The 16,111-nt window shown below is 69.0% G+C and carries 15 protein-coding genes; 6 read left to right on the top strand and 9 right to left on the bottom strand.

All coding sequences use genetic code 11. The annotated features are described in order from the left end of the window. The first annotated feature begins 97 nt into the window (after positions 1-97). On the top strand, positions 98-1,252 hold the full coding sequence (locus JI745_RS23940; protein ID WP_201812892.1) for an acyl-CoA dehydrogenase family protein: 1,155 nt from the start codon (positions 98-100) through the stop codon (positions 1,250-1,252). 12 nt (positions 1,253-1,264) lie between these two features. Here the strand turns inward: JI745_RS23940 and JI745_RS23935 are convergent, their stop codons facing one another. Together JI745_RS23935 and JI745_RS23930 are read right to left on the bottom strand one after the other, a co-directional pair. Next, a complete protein-coding gene (locus JI745_RS23935; protein ID WP_201812890.1) occupies positions 1,265-2,464 on the bottom strand; it encodes a triacylglycerol lipase in 1,200 nt (399 codons plus the stop codon). Positions 2,465-2,550: 86 nt separating this feature from the next. Beyond that, positions 2,551-3,984 (bottom strand): aldehyde dehydrogenase family protein, encoded by a 1,434-nt coding sequence (locus JI745_RS23930; RefSeq protein ID WP_201812882.1) that lies wholly within the window; start codon positions 3,982-3,984, stop codon positions 2,551-2,553. A gap of 135 nt (positions 3,985-4,119) precedes the next feature. On the opposite strand from JI745_RS23930, the gene JI745_RS23925 reads away from it, so the two are divergent. After that, positions 4,120-5,022: a ketopantoate reductase family protein gene (locus JI745_RS23925; protein ID WP_201813455.1), complete on the top strand. Its 903-nt coding sequence runs from the start codon at positions 4,120-4,122 to the stop codon at positions 5,020-5,022. Positions 5,023-5,676: 654 nt separating this feature from the next. On the opposite strand, the gene JI745_RS23920 is transcribed toward JI745_RS23925, so the two are convergent. The 4 genes from JI745_RS23920 to JI745_RS23905 all read right to left on the bottom strand — a co-directional run bounded on the left by JI745_RS23920 (position 5,677) and on the right by JI745_RS23905 (position 7,488). Next, the gene (locus tag JI745_RS23920; RefSeq protein WP_201812880.1) at positions 5,677-6,183 is read right to left on the bottom strand and encodes an SRPBCC domain-containing protein; all 507 of its coding nucleotides are present in this window, start codon (positions 6,181-6,183) and stop codon (positions 5,677-5,679) included. Continuing rightward, positions 6,164-6,529, bottom strand: a complete 366-nt coding sequence (locus JI745_RS23915) for a helix-turn-helix transcriptional regulator (RefSeq protein ID WP_201812879.1) — start codon at positions 6,527-6,529, stop codon at positions 6,164-6,166. The genes JI745_RS23920 and JI745_RS23915 overlap by 20 nt, the downstream gene beginning before the upstream one ends. 93 nt (positions 6,530-6,622) lie before the next feature. Then, positions 6,623-7,009, bottom strand: coding sequence for an Hsp20/alpha crystallin family protein (locus tag JI745_RS23910; RefSeq protein ID WP_201812878.1), 387 nt, complete (start codon positions 7,007-7,009; stop codon positions 6,623-6,625). A gap of 26 nt (positions 7,010-7,035) precedes the next feature. Beyond that, the gene (locus JI745_RS23905; RefSeq protein WP_201812877.1) at positions 7,036-7,488 is read right to left on the bottom strand and encodes an Hsp20/alpha crystallin family protein; all 453 of its coding nucleotides are present in this window, start codon (positions 7,486-7,488) and stop codon (positions 7,036-7,038) included. A 227-nt stretch (positions 7,489-7,715) separates the two neighbouring features. Here JI745_RS23905 and JI745_RS23900 point away from each other — a divergent pair, with 227 nt between their 5' ends. After that, on the top strand, positions 7,716-8,135 hold the full coding sequence (locus JI745_RS23900; protein WP_201812876.1) for a DUF2141 domain-containing protein: 420 nt from the start codon (positions 7,716-7,718) through the stop codon (positions 8,133-8,135). A gap of 16 nt (positions 8,136-8,151) precedes the next feature. Further along, positions 8,152-9,690, top strand: coding sequence for a carotenoid oxygenase family protein (locus tag JI745_RS23895; RefSeq protein ID WP_201812875.1), 1,539 nt, complete (start codon positions 8,152-8,154; stop codon positions 9,688-9,690). Positions 9,691-9,697: 7 nt separating this feature from the next. Here the strand turns inward: JI745_RS23895 and JI745_RS23890 are convergent, their stop codons facing one another. From JI745_RS23890 to JI745_RS23880, 3 genes are all read right to left on the bottom strand, one after another. Continuing rightward, positions 9,698-11,194, bottom strand: coding sequence for a M48 family metalloprotease (locus tag JI745_RS23890; protein ID WP_201812874.1), 1,497 nt, complete (start codon positions 11,192-11,194; stop codon positions 9,698-9,700). Between the two features lie 106 nt (positions 11,195-11,300). After that, on the bottom strand, positions 11,301-12,566 hold the full coding sequence (locus JI745_RS23885; RefSeq protein ID WP_236675425.1) for an ATP-binding protein: 1,266 nt from the start codon (positions 12,564-12,566) through the stop codon (positions 11,301-11,303). Between the two features lie 38 nt (positions 12,567-12,604). Further along, positions 12,605-13,285, bottom strand: a complete 681-nt coding sequence (locus JI745_RS23880) for a response regulator transcription factor (RefSeq protein WP_201812869.1) — start codon at positions 13,283-13,285, stop codon at positions 12,605-12,607. Between the two features lie 49 nt (positions 13,286-13,334). Here JI745_RS23880 and JI745_RS23875 point away from each other — a divergent pair, with 49 nt between their 5' ends. Both JI745_RS23875 and JI745_RS23870 read left to right on the top strand, forming a co-directional pair. Continuing rightward, positions 13,335-14,681, top strand: coding sequence for a TAXI family TRAP transporter solute-binding subunit (locus JI745_RS23875; RefSeq protein WP_201812868.1), 1,347 nt, complete (start codon positions 13,335-13,337; stop codon positions 14,679-14,681). 37 nt (positions 14,682-14,718) lie between these two features. Beyond that, a complete protein-coding gene (locus JI745_RS23870; protein WP_201812859.1) occupies positions 14,719-16,110 on the top strand; it encodes an NAD(P)/FAD-dependent oxidoreductase in 1,392 nt (463 codons plus the stop codon). Position 16,111 lies beyond the last annotated feature (1 nt).

Raw genomic sequence — 16,111 nt, 5'->3', positions numbered from 1 at the left:
TGGCGGCAGGCTGGCAGCAGGGGCACCGAGACGTCGCCAAGGCGACATCGGCAGACGCGGTAGGCTTTCGACTTTCCAGCACTGCCATCCAAAAATCATGATCCGCGACCCAGAAATCCTGACCGCCCTCGTCGACAGCGTGCGCCGCTTCGTGCGCGAGCGCCTGGTGCCTGCCGAGCACGAGGTCTCCGAGACCGACGAGATCCCCCCGGCCATCGTCGACGAGATGCGCGAGCTGGGCCTCTTTGGCCTGACCATCCCCGAGGCCTATGGCGGCCTCGAGCTGACGATGGAAGAAGAGGTGCTGACCATGATCGAGATGGGCCAGACCTCGCCGGCCTTCCGCTCGGTGTTCGGCACCACGGTGGGCATCGGCTCGCAGGGCATCCTGATGGACGGCACCGAGGAGCAGAAGGCGAAGTTCCTGCCCAAGATGGCCACCGGCGAGATCATCGCGTCCTTCGCATTGACCGAGCCCGACTCGGGCTCCGACTCGGCCTCGCTGCGCACCACCGCCATCAAGGACGGTGACCACTACGTCGTCAACGGCACCAAGCGCTTCATCACCAACGCACCGCAGGCCGGCATCTTCACGCTGATGGCCCGCACCGACCCGGCCAAGAAAGGCGCCTCGGGCATCTCGGCCTTCATCGTCGACGCCAAGTCGCCGGGCATCACGCTCGGCAAGCGCGACAAGAAGATGGGCCAGAAAGGCGCGCACACCTGCGACGTGATCTTCGACAACTGCCGCGTGCCGGCCGAAAACCTGATCGGTGGCGTGGAGGGCAAGGGCTTCTACACCGCGATGAAGGTGCTCGACAAGGGCCGCATCCACATCGCGGCCATCTGCGTGGGCGTGGCCAAGCGCATCCTCGACGACGCGCTGCGTTATGCCGTGGAGCGCAAGCAGTTCGGCCAGCCCATCGGCGAATTCCAGCTGGTGCAGGCGATGCTGGCCGACAGCAAGACCGAGCTCTACGCCGCAGAGTGCATGGTGCTCGACGCGGCCCGCAAGCGCGACCTCAAGCTGCCGCACTCGACCGAAGCCTCGTGCGCCAAGCTCTATGCATCGGAGATGGTGGGCCGCGTGGCCGACCGCGGCGTGCAGATCCTCGGCGGCTCGGGCTACATCGCCGAGCACGCGATGGAGCGCTTCTACCGCGACGTGCGCCTGTTCCGCCTGTACGAAGGCACGAGCCAGATCCAGCAGATGGTGATCGCGCGGAACATGATCAAGGAGCTGGCTCAATAAGAGCCGGCTCGATCAGGCGAGCCACTTGCGCAGCTGCTCGCTGACCTTGTCGTGGCTCAGCAGGTCCCAGTGATCCGCTGAGGTCACGACGAGCTGGCGGTTCTTCGGCACATTGAGTGCCAGCGCCGGGTCCTCGTGTTCGCCGAGGGCACTGGCCAGTGGCACCAGCCCGTCACCCACCAAGGTGCTGCGCAGCCCACGCGCGGTCTCGCCTTTGGTCGCTGCCACGAAGAAGCTCTGCACGCCCTCGGGCAGCGGCGTGGGCACACGGTCATCGTGCTTCTGCGCATGGCGGTCGCGGTGCTGCCAGTCGGCGTCTTGCAGGTTGCCGAAGCGCAGGTCGGTGATGCCGGCGCTCCGCGCCTTGCCGAGCCTGGCCAGCGGCGCGGCATAGGGGCTGAACTCCAGCAGCGCGTCGACCAGCCGCCCGCCACGCTCCAGCGGCGCACCGTGGTGCGGCGTGCCAAGGAACACGAGCTTGGTCAGCGACTGCATCCAGCGCCCGCCGGCGCCGAACGAACATGCGCTGCGCGCCACCAGCCCACCCATGCTGTGGCAGACGATCACGAGTTCTTGCAGCGGCACCGGCCAGCTGTCCACCAGCGAGTCGAGCAAGGCCGAGAGGTCGCGGCCGTTTTGCGAGATGTGGCGGCCGGTGTTGTAGTGGAGGTAGACCGGGGTGTAGCCGACTTCGCGCGCCAGCATCTCGCCGTGGTCGTGGCCACGGTGCAGCCATTGCAGGTCGTTCATCGCCAAGCCGTGGACCATCACGACGACCCTGCCCGTCGGCGCTTGCAACGCCGTCTCGTACGGCAGTCCTCCGACACGCAGCGACATGGGAATCGCCAGCGGGTTGTCGGTCTTCGCGAGGTGATCGCCCCACACGCCGTTGAGCGCCGACACCAGCGCCTGGCGCTCGGGTGACACATCGGCAGGCAAGGCGCGACCGGCGGGCAGCACCGCGTCAAGGCCACGGCCCACGGTGCGTGTGACGCCGCGCACGACGCCGTAGACCAGACCCGTGATGCCGGCGCTGCGACCACCGAGCCCAGGCCGCATCAGGCCCGCGCGCGCACCGATCGTGAGGTGCATGGCCTCCACGATGTCGGTCACACCGACGACGCCATCGATCACCAGGCGCGAGAGCCCGCGCAGATCGGCGGTGTGGAGAGGCAGGCTGGCGCGGGCCAGGGCCGGGGGGACAGCAGTCATGCGCATCTTGAAGTGGTGCGCCGACTATGGGGCTGCCCGGATCACCGGGCAAGCACCCTTACTAGATGCAGCTCCCTCCCGGAAGCTCAGGCCGGCTTCGGCGCATAGCCCAGCACGGCCTTGGTCTCGAGGAATTCGCCGAAGGCATGGTCGCCCCACTCGCGCCCGTTGCCCGACTGTTTGTAGCCGCCGAAGGGCGCCATCATGTCGACCGCCGCGCTGTTGAGGTTCACCTGGCCGGCGCGCAGCCTGGAGGCGACCTTGCGCACCTGCTCGGTGTCGGTGCCCGACACGTAGGCCGCGAGGCCATACGGCGTGTCGTTGGCGATCTCCACCGCCTGGTCGACCGTGTCGTAGCCGATCATCACCAGCACCGGCCCGAAGATCTCTTCGCGGCCGACCGTCATCTGGTTGGTGACCTTCGCGAGCACGGTCGGCTTCACGTAGTAGCCCTTCTCCAGCCCCTGCGGCTTGCCAGGGCCACCGGCCACGACCGTGGCACCTTCCTGGATGCCCTGCTGGATCAGCGTCTGGATCTTGTCCCACTGCGTGGCCGAGATCACCGGGCCCAGCATCGCGCCGCTGTCGGGTGCGCCGACGGTGGTCGCTTCGGCGGCGGCCTTGGCGATGGCGATCGCCTCGTCCATCTTGCTGTTGGGCACCAGCATGCGCGTGGGAGCGTTGCACGACTGGCCCGAGTTGGTCATCACGCTGCGCACGCCGGCCGTCACCGCCTTCTTGAGGTCGGCATCGGGCAGGATGATGTTGGGCGACTTGCCGCCCAGCTCCTGGTGCACGCGCTTCACGGTGGGGGCCGCGTTGCGCGCCACTTCGATGCCGGCGCGTGTGGACCCGGTGAACGACACCATGTCGACGTCGGGGTGGCTGGAAATGGCCGCACCCACCGTCGGGCCATCGCCGTTGACGAGGTTGAACACACCGGCCGGCACGCCGGCTGCGTCGAGGATCTCCGTCCAGATCTGCGCCGAGAACGGGGCGATCTCGGAGGGCTTCAGGATCATGGTGCAGCCCACGGCGAGCGCGGGTGCCACCTTGCACGCGATCTGGTTGACCGGCCAGTTCCACGGCGTGATGAACCCGCACACGCCGATGGGCTCCTTCACGATCAGCGTGGTGCCGCGGGGCTCGCTGAAGTGGAATTGCTTCAGCACGCCGAGCGCCGTCTGCAGGTGGCCGATGCCCATCGCGGCCTGTGCGTTCTGCGAGAGCGCGGCGGGCGCGCCCATCTCTTCGGTGATGGCGGCGGCCATGTCGGCGTAGCGCTTCTTGTACTCGCCGATGATGCGTTCGAGCAGCGCGATGCGCTCGTCGACGCTCGTCTGCGAGTAGGTGGCAAACGCAGCGCGTGCGGCCTTCGCCGCCGCATCGACATCGGCGGCCGAGCCCATCGAGATGCGGCCAGCCACCCCTTCGGTGGCGGGGTTGATGACGTCGAGCGTCTTCGGCGTCTTGGGGTCGACCCAGCGGCCGTTGATGTAGAACTTCAGGTAATCGCGCATGGGGTGTGGCTCCTGCAAATGAGACTGCAACGGCCTAGTATTCGCCACGCATTGCTGCACCGCGATGCGCGCAAACCCTGCGACTTTTTGACGCACTCCTGAACGCTCATGCAACAACCCTCGAACACCCCAAAGTTGACCGTCGCCGTGATGGGCGCCGGTGCCGTCGGCTGCTACTACGGCGGCATGCTCGCGCGTGCCGGGCATCAGGTGACACTGATCGGCCGCCCGCAGCATGTGGACGCCATCGCCCGCAACGGCCTGCGCATGGACACGCAAGGCTTCGACGAACACGTGCCGGTTCAGTCCAGCACACAGGCGTCGGCCGTGGCCGGCGCACAGCTCGTGCTCTTCTGCGTGAAGTCGGGCGACACCGAGTCGGCCGGCGAAGAGCTGCGCCCGCACCTCGCGCCCGGCGCGGTGGTGCTGAGCCTGCAGAACGGCGTCGACAACGCCGAGCGCCTGCGCCGCGTGCTGCCGCAGCACACCGTGGCCGCCGTGGTGGTCTACGTGGCCACCGAGATGGCGGGCCCCGGGCACCTGAAGCATCACGGCCGCGGCGATCTGGTGATCGAGCCCTTCGAGGGCAGCGACCAACTCGCCCGCACGCTCATCGCCTCGGGCGTGCCCACCGAGGTGTCGCCCGACGTGCGCGGCGCGCTCTGGGCCAAGCTGACCATCAACTGCGCCTACAACGCGCTGTCGGCGGTGGCGCAGCTGCCTTACGGCGGGCTGCTGAAGGTGGACGGCGTGCGCGACGTGATCCGCGACGTGATCGCCGAGTGCCTGGCGGTGGCGGCGGCGGAAGGCATCACGGTGCCGGGTGACGTGACGGCGGCGACCTGGCGCATCGGGGAGACCATGCCGGGGCAGTATTCGTCGACTGCGCAGGATGTGGCGCGGGGGAAGCCGAGCGAGATCGATCATCTCAATGGGCTTGTGGTGCGGCGGGGGGAGGCGCTTGGGGTGCCGACGCCGGCCAACCGGGTGTTGCACACGATGGTGAAGCTGGTGGAGGCTAGGCGCACTTCGGCTTAGGCTGGTTTCATTGCGTGAGGCTGCTTGCCGGGAATTCGCCCCGGCGGGCGACCTACTTTCTTTGCTTCGCCAAAGAAAGTAGGCAAAGAAAGGCGACCCGACGGTGGCGGTCCGGCCGGAGGCCGGACTGCTCTGCGGTGCTCGGTCTTGAGGGGCCGCGCCTAACTCACTTCGCGAGCTGCGCTCGCTACGTTCAGACAAGAGGCGCGAAGAATGTTCACGAAGCGCGCTCACGCGCGCGCCCCTCAAGCCCTGCGCTCCTCGACGCCACCCACGGGAGCGATACAGCTCGCTTCGCATCGCAATAAGGGCGGAGCGCTGCGCGCCCGCCTTCAAGCACGAGGCGAAGCGAGTCGAGAGTACAAGGCCAGCGAAGCTGGCGAGGGTATCCCGGGGCCCTTGAGAGCCGTCGAGCAGCACAGGGCTTGAGGGCTGCGCGCGCAGCGCGCTTCGTCATCTGACTTCGCGCAGCTGTTTGAGCGCAGCGGCCACAGGCCGCGTAGCGAGTTCTGCGCGAGCCCTCAAGTCCGAGCAGCGCAGAGTAGTCCGCCCTAGGCGGACCGGCGAACGGGGTCGCCTTTTCTTTGGTTACTTTCTTTTGGCGAAGCAAAAGAAAGTGACTCGCCCGCCGGGGCGAATTCCCGGCAAGCTGCCTCACGCAGTGAAAAGAAACTCGCCCAGCTGATCAAAAGTACCCCCGTACCCCTCATTCAGCGAAGGCCGCAGCTCCTCGAAGTAGCGCCGCTCCGCCGCCACCTCGCCGAACGGCTGCGCGCGCAGCAGCACCGTCGTCTGTCCGCCCGCTTCCGAGAAGAAAACACTGTTCTCGATCTCTAACGGACAGTCCGGGCTGAATGGCGCCCGCGCAATCCCGCATCGCTCGTTGGCAAACGAGTTGAGCCACACCAGCCGCTTATGCGCCTCGATCACGCGGTAGTTGAATCGCCCCCACATCGGCTCTGCACCGGGGAACTTCATCGCGTAATGGAAAAAGCCCCCAGGCTGGAACTCGAAGCGCCGCACCTCGATGCTGCACCCCTTCGGCCCCCACCATTGCTGAAGCGCCTCGGCCTCGCTCCACGCCTTCCACACCGTGGCGAGCGGCCGGTCGTAGTGGCGGGTGATCTCGAACACGACGGCGTCAGCGTTGTTTGCGGCCATGGGCTTTTCCCTTGGGTGAAGAAAACGAAGAGGTGGCCTGCAGGTAGGCATCGAGCTTGTCGAAGCTGTCTTCCCACATCTGGCGATACGCACCGACCCAGTCGGCCACGTCTTTCAGGCGCGCCGGCTCCAGCCGGCACGGGCGCGTCTGCGCGGCGCGGCTGCGCGAGATGAGGCCGGCGCGCTCGAGCACCTTGAGGTGCTTCGAAATCGACGGCTGCTTCATGTCGAAGGGCTCGGCCAGCTCGTTGACGGTGGCTTCGCCATCGGCGAGCCGCGCGACGATGGCACGGCGCGTCGGGTCGGCCAGCGCGGCGAAGGCCAGATTCAAGGCATCGGTCTGCATTGCCAGATCAGTATATAGCCAATCAGGAATATACAAGCCCAAAATAAAGCCCGCGGGGCTGCCGCGGGCTTGTCGGTCGTACCGGCCGGTGTCTCAGGCGCTGACCGGGATGCGGCGCGGCTGCGCCTGGGCATGCTTGGGGATGCGCAGGGTCAGCACGCCGTCCTTCAGGTTGGCCTCGATGCGCGAGGTGTCGAGCTCGCGGCTCAGCGTGAAGCTGCGGCGGAAGCGCGGCGTCCGCACCTCGGCCCACAGCGGCTCCAGGTCGGCAGGGATCTGCGGCTTGGCTTCGCCCTGGATCAGCAGCGAGTCGCCTTCGACCTGGATCTCCAGCTGCTCGCGCGGCACGCCGGGCATGTCGGCCAGCAAGGTGATGCTGGCGTCGGTCTCGAACACGTCGATCGCAGGCTGCACGGCACGGCGCTGGTCTTGCGTCGATGACGACGACGTGGAAGTGGTGATGTCGTTGCGGGTGCTCATGAGGATCTCCTTGCTGATGGCTGTGTTTACTGCACCGTGATGCGCTTGGGCTGCACGGCTTCCTTGCGGGCGATGCTCACCTGCAGCACGCCGTCGCGGTAGGTGGCGGTCACCTGGTCCGGGTCGACGTCGTCCGGCAGCGACACCGAACGGGTGAAGCGGCCCGCGCTGCGTTCACGTGCGTAGACGGTGGTCTTCACGTCCTTCTCGGGCACGTCGGCGACACGCTCGCCGCTGATGCGCAGCACGCCACGGTCGAGCGTCACGTCGATCTTCGAGGCGTCGAGGCCCGGCGCGAAGGCATAGACCTCCACGCTGCGGGGCGTGCGGCCCACGTTCAGCGGGGGCGCGCTGCCATAGGCCACCGAGCGGATGCTGCTCGGCGCGCGGCTGTCGGTGAACACCTCGTCGAGTTCACGGCGCAGGCGGTCGAACTGGGTGAAGACACTTTCTGGGGTGTTGAAAATCGAAGCAAACATCTTGGCCTCCTTGACGGTTCATCTGGCTGCGCGGCGGTCCCCCCGCCGACAGGCCAGAGATGTGAACCCGCCGCAGGATTTCAAGAGCCGGCTTTTTCGCCCACCGTTCGCGCCCGGCCAGGCGCCGTTGGCGACACGCCGCCGGCGCTTCGTCGCACCGCCGTGGCCCGCCGGCGGGCGGCTCGACACCATCGGCTCCTCACTTCCCACCCTGCGAGGACCGACCTATGAAGCTCTCCCACCTGATTGCCATCGCCGCCATCTCTGCCGGCACGGGCGGCACCGCCGCCGCGCTCACGCTCACCATCGAGGTCACCGATGCCCGCTCGGCACAAGGCCAGGTCAGCGCCGCCATCTACAACAGCGAAACCGGCTGGCTCAAGATCGAGAACGCCGTGCAGACGCAGAAGGTGCCGTCGGCCGGCGACAAGACCGTGCTCGTCTTCACCGGCCTCGCGCCGGGGCGCTATGCCTTCTCCGGCTACCACGACGAAAACGGCAACGGCAAGCTCGACACCAACGTGCTGGGCCTGCCCACCGAGCGCTATGGCTTCACCGGCAGCGGCGGCCTGATGGGCCCGCCCAGCTTCAGCGACGCGGCGGTCGACCTGCAGGCCGACACCACGCTGCGCGTGACGCTGCGCTGACGCGACGGAGGCCGCCATGCAAGACTTCCTCTCGCACGACACCACCCGCCGCAGCGCGCTGCAGCGCCTGCTCGGCGCCGGCGCCCTCTCCTTGCCCGCCCTGGGCCTGCCGCTCGCCGCACGCGCCGACGCTGCGACGGCCCAGGCCTTCGAGGCGCAACGAGCCGCCCACCCATGGACGCAGGCCTTCGTCGGCGTGCAGGCCGACGTGGCGCCGATGGCGATGACGCTGCACGGCAAGCTGCCGCCCGCCCTGCACGGGGCCCTGCTGCGCAACGGCCCGGCCCGGCACCAGCTCGGCGGCATGCGCTACCACCACTGGTTCGACGGCGACGGCCTGCTCCAGCGCTACAAGCTCGGGCCGACCGGCATCACCCACGAAGGCCGCTTCGTGCGCACCGAGAAATACCTCGCCGACACGGCCGCCGGCAAGCCGGTGATCTCGGGCTTCGGCACCTTCCTCGCCGACGGCAAGCCGCCCACCGGGCCCGACTCGCTGAACGTCGCCAACACCAGCGTGGTGAAGCACGGCGGCGAGCTGATGGCGCTGTGGGAAGGCGGCTCGGCCTACCGCCTCGACGAAGCGACGCTCGAGACGCGCGGCGTGAAGACCTGGTCGCCCGACTTCGCCGGCGTGCCCTTCTCGGCCCACCCGCGCATCGAGCCCGACGGCACGATGTGGAACTTCGGCGTGAGCGCAATGGCCGGGCGGCTGGCCCTCTACCGGGTGCGCCCCGATGGTGTGCTCGCGACCGCCACCACCCTGGCGGTGCCCGACATCGCGATGGTCCACGACTTCGCCGTGACCGAGAAGCACCTCGTCTTCCTGCTGCCGCCGCTGGTGTTCGACGTGGCGCGCATGAAGAGCAAGATGAGCTTCCTCGACGCCCACGTGTGGAAGCCGCAGCTCGGCCTGCGCGTGCTGGTGCTGCCGAAGGACGCACTCGACAAGCCGCAGTGGTTCGAGCTGCCCACCGGTTTCGTCTTCCACATCGGCAACGCGTGGGAAGACCCGGACGGCGTGATCCGCCTCGATTGCATGCGCGCCGCCGATGCATGGCACGCCACCGTCGGCCTGAAGGAGGTGATGCGCGGCCACTTCGGCACCGAGGAGTTCGCACACCTCACCTTGGTGGAGATCGACCTCAAGGCCCGGCGTGCGCGCCAGCAGGTGCTGCCGCAGGCCTCGGAGTTCCCGCGCATCGACCCGCGCCGCGTCGGGCAGCGCCACCAGCAGCTCTTTGCGGCGCTGCGCCTGTCACCGGGCGACCGGCCGGGCTACGACGCGGTGATGCGCCACGACATCGGCCGCGGCCACACCGACCACTACCGCTACGGCGCCGACGTGATGGTCGAAGAGCACCTCTTCGTGCCGCGCCCGGGCAGCACGCGCGAGGGCGACGGCTGGCTGGTGGGCACGGCGCTCGACCTGGCGAAGGGCCGCACGCTGTTCTCGGTGTTCGAGGCACAGCGCCTGGCCGACGGGCCGGTGGTGCAGGCCGAGATGCCGCGGCTGATGCCCTTCGGGCTGCACGCCATCCACGTGGCGGCTTGACGGGTCTTCAGCGCACGGTCTTGACCAGCTGACCCGGCCGGGGGTCGGCCGAGCCGCCGTACACGCCGTTCAGCAGGCGCAGGCGCGACTGGGCCAGGTCGGGCAGCGGGAAGCCCTGCGCCAGTTCGGCAAAACCACCGCGCGGGAAGGTCACCGTCTTCACCTCCCATGGCCGTGCCGCGGCGCGGTCGGCGGCGGTGAGCGCGCGGAACGAGCCCTCGGCCTCGGCCATCTGCGCGCTCGCACGCTGCAGCGTGGCGGCATCCTTGGCGGCGTACTGCAGCAGGTAGTTGCGGTTGCCCGGGCCGGCCACCAGCGTGATGCGCACCTGACCGGTCTGGCCCTGCTGGTTGCGCACGGTGCCGACGAAATGCGTGGCGTTGAAGCCGTTCAGGCTGCGCCGCTCGGTGCGGCCGTCGACCGGCTTGATCGCGTTGCGGATGATCTCCTCGTGCGTGCTGCCGGCATTGGGCGGCACGAGCTTCACGATCAGGCCGGCATTGCCCTCGCCGTTGACGAGCACGATCGCCGCCGCGGTGTTCTGCACCTTCCAGCCCTGCGGCGCGGTGAGCGCGATGCCCAGGGGCTCGTGGTAGAAGTTCCGCCCCCGCACCACGCCCTGCTCGCGGCTGTCGCCGAAGGTCATGCCGTCGACGGCCTGCAGGTAGCGCTGGCGAGAATCGTCGCCGTACTGGCCGGAGAACCTGGTGGCGTAGGCCTTGATGTCGGCCAGCCGCTTGTCGTTGGCCGGGTGCGAGGCCAGCCAGTTCGAGGCGGACGGTTCCGCCTTGCCTTCGGCCTTGGCGGTTTCGGCGGCAAAGCTTTCCTGGTTCTTCAGCACCTGGATCACCTCGACCATGTTCTGCGGGTTGTACCTGTTGCGGGCCAGGTACTCGGCGCCAAGCTGGTCGGCCTGCGTTTCCTGCTCGCGGCTGTAGGAAGCGATGTAGCCGGCGGCCGCCGTCTGCGAGACCTGGCTGGCCAGGTCGGTGGCGCCCGAGACGCCCGCACCTTCGAGCACCGCGCCGAGCACCGTAGCCGCCAGCACGCCGAGGCCGGCGCGCTGCTGGCGCGTGGCACGCTGCGCGCCGTGGCGGGCGGTCACGTGGCCGATCTCGTGGCCGATGACGCCGGCCAGTTCCGCCTCGCTGTCGAGGTAGGCCATGATGCCGCGCGTGATGTACACATAGCCGCCGGGCAGCGCGAAGGCGTTGATCTCGGGGCTGTCGAGCACCGTGAAGGTCCACTTGAGGTTGGCGCGATGCGACTGCGCCGCCAGGCGCTGCCCCACGTCGTTCACATAGGCCTGCAGCTTGGTGTCGGGATAGACGCCGTATTCCTTCAGCACCTCCTCGTGCGCCTTCTTGCCTTCGGCGATCTCGTCCTGCTCGCTCATGACCGATCGCTCGGTCTGGCCGGTGACGGGGTTGACGACGTTGGTGCCGCAGCCGGCCGTCACAAGCGCGGCAGACAGCACGAGGGGCAAGACGAAACGCAGGCGCATGGCGAAGACCTTTCTTGTGTTCTTGGCTGGGCCGGGAGCGTAAACCAGCCGCGTGGCGACTTCAGGCAATCGGCGTTCCCATGCGGGCGCCTGCGGCGCCGGGATCTCAGGCCGGTGGCGTCGAGAAGCTGACCTTCACCCGCAGGCCACCGCCTGGCGAGTCGGCCAGCACGACGCGGGCGCCGTGTCGCTCCGCCACGCTCTTGACGATGGCCAGGCCGAGGCCCGTGCCTTCTTCGCCGCCCGCCGCGCGGCGGTAGAAGCGGTCGAAGACCCGTTCGCGTTCGCGGGGCGGGATGCCGGGGCCGGCATCATCGACCTGCAAGGTGGGCACACCCGTCTCACTGAACACCCGCAGTGCGACCTGCGAGCCGGGCGGCGAGTAGCGCACCGCGTTGTCGGCGAGGTTGCGCACCAGCGCCGTGAGGCCCTGGCGCTCGCCGCGCACGATGATCGGCTCGTCGGCCTGCAGCTCGAAGCGGCTGCCGCGCGACAGCGCATAGGGCACGGTGTCGGCCACGGCCTGGCGCACGAGCTCGGAGAGGTCGATCGGCTCCATCGCCGGTGGCTGGGCACCGGGCTCGCTGCGCGCGAGCGCCAGCAGTTGCTCGACGATGCGGGCGGCGCGGTCGATGCCGTCCGCCAGCGTCGCGATCGCGTGCGTGCGGGCGGAGTCGTCGGGCGCGCGCCGCAACGACTCGAGTTGCAGCTTGAGCGCGGTGAGCGGCGAGCGCAACTCGTGGGCCGCGTCGGAGAGGAAGGCGCGCTGTGTGTCGAGCGTCTGGCCCAGGCGCTGCAGCAGGCCGTTGAGCGCGTTGACGAGCGGCGACACCTCGTGCGGCAGGCCTTGCTCGGCCAGCGGCTGCAGCAGCTTGTGGTCACGCGCCGTCACCTCGGCCGCCACCCGGTTGAGCGGCGACAGCGCCATCGCCGACAGCCACCACGCCAGCGCCGCCAGCAGCGGCACGAGCACCAGCAGCGGCACCACGCTGCGCAGCGCCGCCTCGGCCGCCAGGCGCTTGCGCGTGGCAAGCGGCTGCGCCACCTGGATCACGCGGCCCGGGGTGGCCACGCTGTAGGTGCGCCAGATCTGGCCCTTCACGTGCACGTCGGCCAGGCCGAGCAGCGCGCGCGCCGGCAGGTCCTCGTGCGGGCGGGTGGCGTAGATGCTGCGGCCGTCGAGCGTCCAGATCTGCACCACGAAATCGAGCTGGTCGTTGGCCAGGGCATCGGCCTGGCTGGCGTTGATCTCGCCCTGGTCGCGCAGGGAGAGGGCCATCTGGCGCAGCTGGTAGTCGAACAGCGCCTCGGTCTCGGCCAGCACGTTGCGGTAGGTCACGCCGCCCATCACGAGGGCGATGAGCGTGAGCATGCCCAAGAGGACCAGAAGCAGCCGTGCCCTGATCGACTTCATACCGGAATGAAATACCCAACGCCGCGCATGTTCTGGATGAACTCCGCCCCGAGCTTGCGGCGCAGCTGGTGGATGTAGACGCTGACGGCGTTGCTCTCGATCTCTTCGCCCCAGCCGTAGAGCTTGTCTTCGAGCTGAGCCCGCGAGAGCAGCGCGCCGGGGCGGGCCATCAGCGCCTCGAGCACGGCGAACTCGCGCGCCGACAGGATCACCGGCTGGCCGTCGTGCGTGACCTGGTGGGTGGCCGGGTCGAGCGTGACGCCGCGGTGCGACAGCACCGGCTGCGCCCGCCCGCTGTGGCGGCGCAGCACGGCACGCATGCGGGCGTTGAGTTCGTCGAACTCGAAGGGCTTGGCGAGGTAGTCGTCGGCGCCGGCGTCGAGGCCCATCACGCGGTCGCCGAGCGCGTCTCGCGCGGTCAGCACGATCACCGGCGTGGCGTCGGCGCGGCCACGCAGCCAGCGCAGCACGCCCAAGCCGCCCTCGCCGCTGGGGGCGGCGTCGGCAGTGGGCGGCAGGCCGAGGTCGAGCAGCACGAGGTCGAACTTCTCCGTGCCGAGCGTGGCCTGGGCGGCGCCGGTGTCGCGCACCCAGTCCACGGCATGGCCCTCCTGGCGCAGCGTGTTGCGCAGGCTGTCGCCGATCATGCGGTCGTCTTCGACGAGGAGGATGCGCATCTGGGGTCAAAGGGCAAAGGTCGAAAAAGCATACGGTATCGTTCCCGTCATGCCCAAAGTCCTGCGCAACACGCTGCTGTCGGCCCGTGACCTGCTCGCCACCGCCGGCCCCTTCCTGCTGCTGGCACTGGCGCTGCTCGTGGTGGCCTACTGGGTGCTCGACCCCACGCCGCCGCGCAAGGTGGTGCTGGCCACCGGCGTCGACCAGGGCGCCTATGCCGAGTTCGGCAAGCGCTATGTGCAGTTCCTCCAGCAGCACGGCATCACCGTCGAACTGAGGCCGACCAATGGCGCCGCCGAGAACCTGCGGCTGCTGCGCGACCCGGCCTCCGGTGTCGACATCGCCTTCGTGCAAGGCGGCGCCGACGAGCGCGACCGCCGGCCGGCCGAGGAGGAAGAGGACTCGCTGGTGTCGCTCGGCAGCCTCTTCTACGAGCCGGTGTGGATCTTCTACCGCGAGGATTCGGCCAAGCGCCTGCTGAAGGCCGATTCGCTGACCAGCCTGGCCCAGCTGCCGGGTTGGAAGCTCAACATCGGCGCCCGCGGCAGCGGCGTGCCCAACCTGATGCGGCGGCTGCTCGAAGCCAACAAGGTCGACACCGACACCATCACCCTGTTGCGCAATCCGCAGACGCCGGCCGTGCAAGGCCTGCTCGAAGGCAACATCGACGCGGTCACCTTCGCCAGCGCCCCCGAGTCGGTGATGGTGCAGATGCTGCTGCAGACACCCGGCATCAAGCTCTTCAGCTTCTCGCAGGCCGACGCCTACTCGCGCCGCTTCGCCTTCCTGAGCCCGGTGACGCTGCCGCGCGGCGTGGTCGACCTCGCGGCCGACATGCCACCGGCCGACGTGCACCTGGTCGCCCCCACCGCCACGCTGGTGGCCCGTCAGGGCACGCATCCGGCGCTGATCCAGCTCTTCGTGCAGGCGGCGCAGCAGATCCACGGCGAGGCCGGCTGGTTCCAACGCAAGGGCGACTTTCCGAGCATCAAGGGCACCGAGCGCCCCGTCGCCGACGAAGCCCAGCGCTTCTACGCCAAGGGGCCACCCTTCCTGCAACGCTTCCTCCCCTTCTGGCTGGCCAACCTGGTCGACCGCATGTGGGTGGCGCTGCTGTCGATCGTCGCGATCCTCATTCCGCTGAGCCGCGTGCTCCCGCCGCTGTATGAATTTCGCATCCGCTCTCGCGTGTTCCGCTGGTACGGGCGGCTGCGGGTGGTGGAGGACGCGCAGGGGCAGCGGCCTGCCACCGAGCTGCTGAAGGAGCTGGACGACATCGAGCGCAGCGTGGAGCAGGTGTCGGTGCCGCTGAGCTATGCGGATGAGCTGTATGCGCTGCGCAGCCACATCCAACTTGTGCGGGGGCGCTTAGAGGTCGCGCGCACGCCACCATGACCGTTTCCGGTTTCAGGAATTGAGAACAAGACGACCGATGAAACCCCGCCCCAACCACAAACCCAACGTGATCATCATCGGCTGCGGCTTCGGTGGCCTCGAAGCGGTGAAGGCCTTGTCAAAGGCCGCCGTCAACATCACGCTGATCGACCGCACCAACCACCACCTCTTCCAGCCGCTGCTCTACCAGGTGGCGACCGCCGGGCTTTCGGCGCCGGCGATCTCGGCGCCGATCCGCCACATCCTTCGCCGCGAGATGAGGCGCGGCAACCTCACCGTGCTTCAGGCGGAGGTGACGGCCATCGACGCGGCCGACAAGTCGGTGGTGCTCGACGATGGCGAGCGGCTCGACTACGACCACCTCGTCGTCGCGGCGGGTGCCACGCACAGCTACTTCGGCCACGACGACTGGGCGCAGCACGCGCCGGGCCTGAAGACGCTGGCCGATGCGTTCGACATCCGCGCGCGGGTCATCGGCGCCTTCGAGCGCGCCGAGCGCAGTGCCGACCCGGCCGAGCGCGCCGCGTGGATGAGCTTCGTCGTCGTCGGCGCCGGGCCCACGGGCGTCGAGATGGCCGGCACGCTGGCCGAGATCGCGCAGCACACGCTCGCGCAGCAGTTCCGCCGCATCGACTCCAAGCTCGCGCGCGTGGTGCTGCTCGAAGGCTCCGACAAGGTGCTGGGCAGCTTCGTGCCCGAACTCTCGCAGCGCGCGCGCGAGCAACTCAAGCGCCTGAAGGTCGACGTGCGCACCGGCTGCAAGGTGAACGCGATCGACGAGACGGGCGTCACCTACGAAGGCCACGAAGGCGACGTGCTGCTCACCAACCACCTGCCCACGCGCACCGTGGTCTGGGCCGCGGGCGTGGCCGGCTCGCCGCTCGGCCGCTCGCTCGCCGCCACGGCCAACGCCGAGCTCGACCGCGCCGGGCGTGTGGTCGTGCAGCCCGACCTGAGCCTGCTCGACCACCCGAACGTCTACGTGATCGGCGACCTCGCCGCCGCACGCAGCTATGGCGACGGCGACCCCACGCCCGTGCCCGGCGTGAGCCCGGCCGCCAAGCAGATGGGCCGGCTCGCCGCGGCCAACATCCTGCGCCGGCTGAAGCACGAGCCGACCGAGGCCTTCCGCTACCGCGACTACGGCAGCCTCGCGACCATCGGCCGCCGGGCGGCCGTCGTCGACCTCGCCGTGCCGGTCTTCGGCGCGCTGCGCTTCTCGGGCTTCCTCGCGTGGATTTTCTGGCTCTTCGCGCACATCTACTTCCTCATCGGCTTCCGCAACCGGCTGGTGGTGCTGATCGACTGGGCCTGGGCGTACATGACCTTCGAGCGCCACGCGCGCGTGGTGGCGGAGGCCCCGCGTGGGCCCGAAGCGCCGCTCGCCCCGCCCTTGCAAGACGCCCCGGACACCCAGCCGTTGGCCTGAC

This window comes from Piscinibacter sp. HJYY11, assembly GCF_016735515.1.
GTDB lineage: Bacteria > Pseudomonadota > Gammaproteobacteria > Burkholderiales > Burkholderiaceae_C > Rhizobacter.
The sequence above is the reverse complement of the archived record's forward strand: the minus strand, read 5'-3'. Positions and strand labels throughout refer to the sequence as shown.

Bases quoted from the DNA above. Each gene is read 5' to 3' on its own strand.
- JI745_RS23940 (WP_201812892.1), top strand. From the start codon at position 98: ATGATCCGCGACCCAGAAATCCTGACCGCCCTCGTCGACAGCGTGCGC.
- JI745_RS23935 (WP_201812890.1), bottom strand. From the start codon at position 2,464: ATGACTGCTGTCCCCCCGGCCCTGGCCCGCGCCAGCCTGCCTCTCCAC.
- JI745_RS23930 (WP_201812882.1), bottom strand. From the start codon at position 3,984: ATGCGCGATTACCTGAAGTTCTACATCAACGGCCGCTGGGTCGACCCC.
- JI745_RS23920 (WP_201812880.1), bottom strand. From the start codon at position 6,183: ATGGCCGCAAACAACGCTGACGCCGTCGTGTTCGAGATCACCCGCCAC.
- JI745_RS23915 (WP_201812879.1), bottom strand. From the start codon at position 6,529: ATGCAGACCGATGCCTTGAATCTGGCCTTCGCCGCGCTGGCCGACCCG.
- JI745_RS23910 (WP_201812878.1), bottom strand. From the start codon at position 7,009: ATGAGCACCCGCAACGACATCACCACTTCCACGTCGTCGTCATCGACG.
- JI745_RS23905 (WP_201812877.1), bottom strand. From the start codon at position 7,488: ATGTTTGCTTCGATTTTCAACACCCCAGAAAGTGTCTTCACCCAGTTC.
- JI745_RS23900 (WP_201812876.1), top strand. From the start codon at position 7,716: ATGAAGCTCTCCCACCTGATTGCCATCGCCGCCATCTCTGCCGGCACG.
- JI745_RS23895 (WP_201812875.1), top strand. From the start codon at position 8,152: ATGCAAGACTTCCTCTCGCACGACACCACCCGCCGCAGCGCGCTGCAG.
- JI745_RS23890 (WP_201812874.1), bottom strand. From the start codon at position 11,194: ATGCGCCTGCGTTTCGTCTTGCCCCTCGTGCTGTCTGCCGCGCTTGTG.
- JI745_RS23885 (WP_236675425.1), bottom strand. From the start codon at position 12,566: ATGCTCACGCTCATCGCCCTCGTGATGGGCGGCGTGACCTACCGCAAC.
- JI745_RS23880 (WP_201812869.1), bottom strand. From the start codon at position 13,285: ATGCGCATCCTCCTCGTCGAAGACGACCGCATGATCGGCGACAGCCTG.
- JI745_RS23875 (WP_201812868.1), top strand. From the start codon at position 13,335: ATGCCCAAAGTCCTGCGCAACACGCTGCTGTCGGCCCGTGACCTGCTC.
- JI745_RS23870 (WP_201812859.1), top strand. From the start codon at position 14,719: ATGAAACCCCGCCCCAACCACAAACCCAACGTGATCATCATCGGCTGC.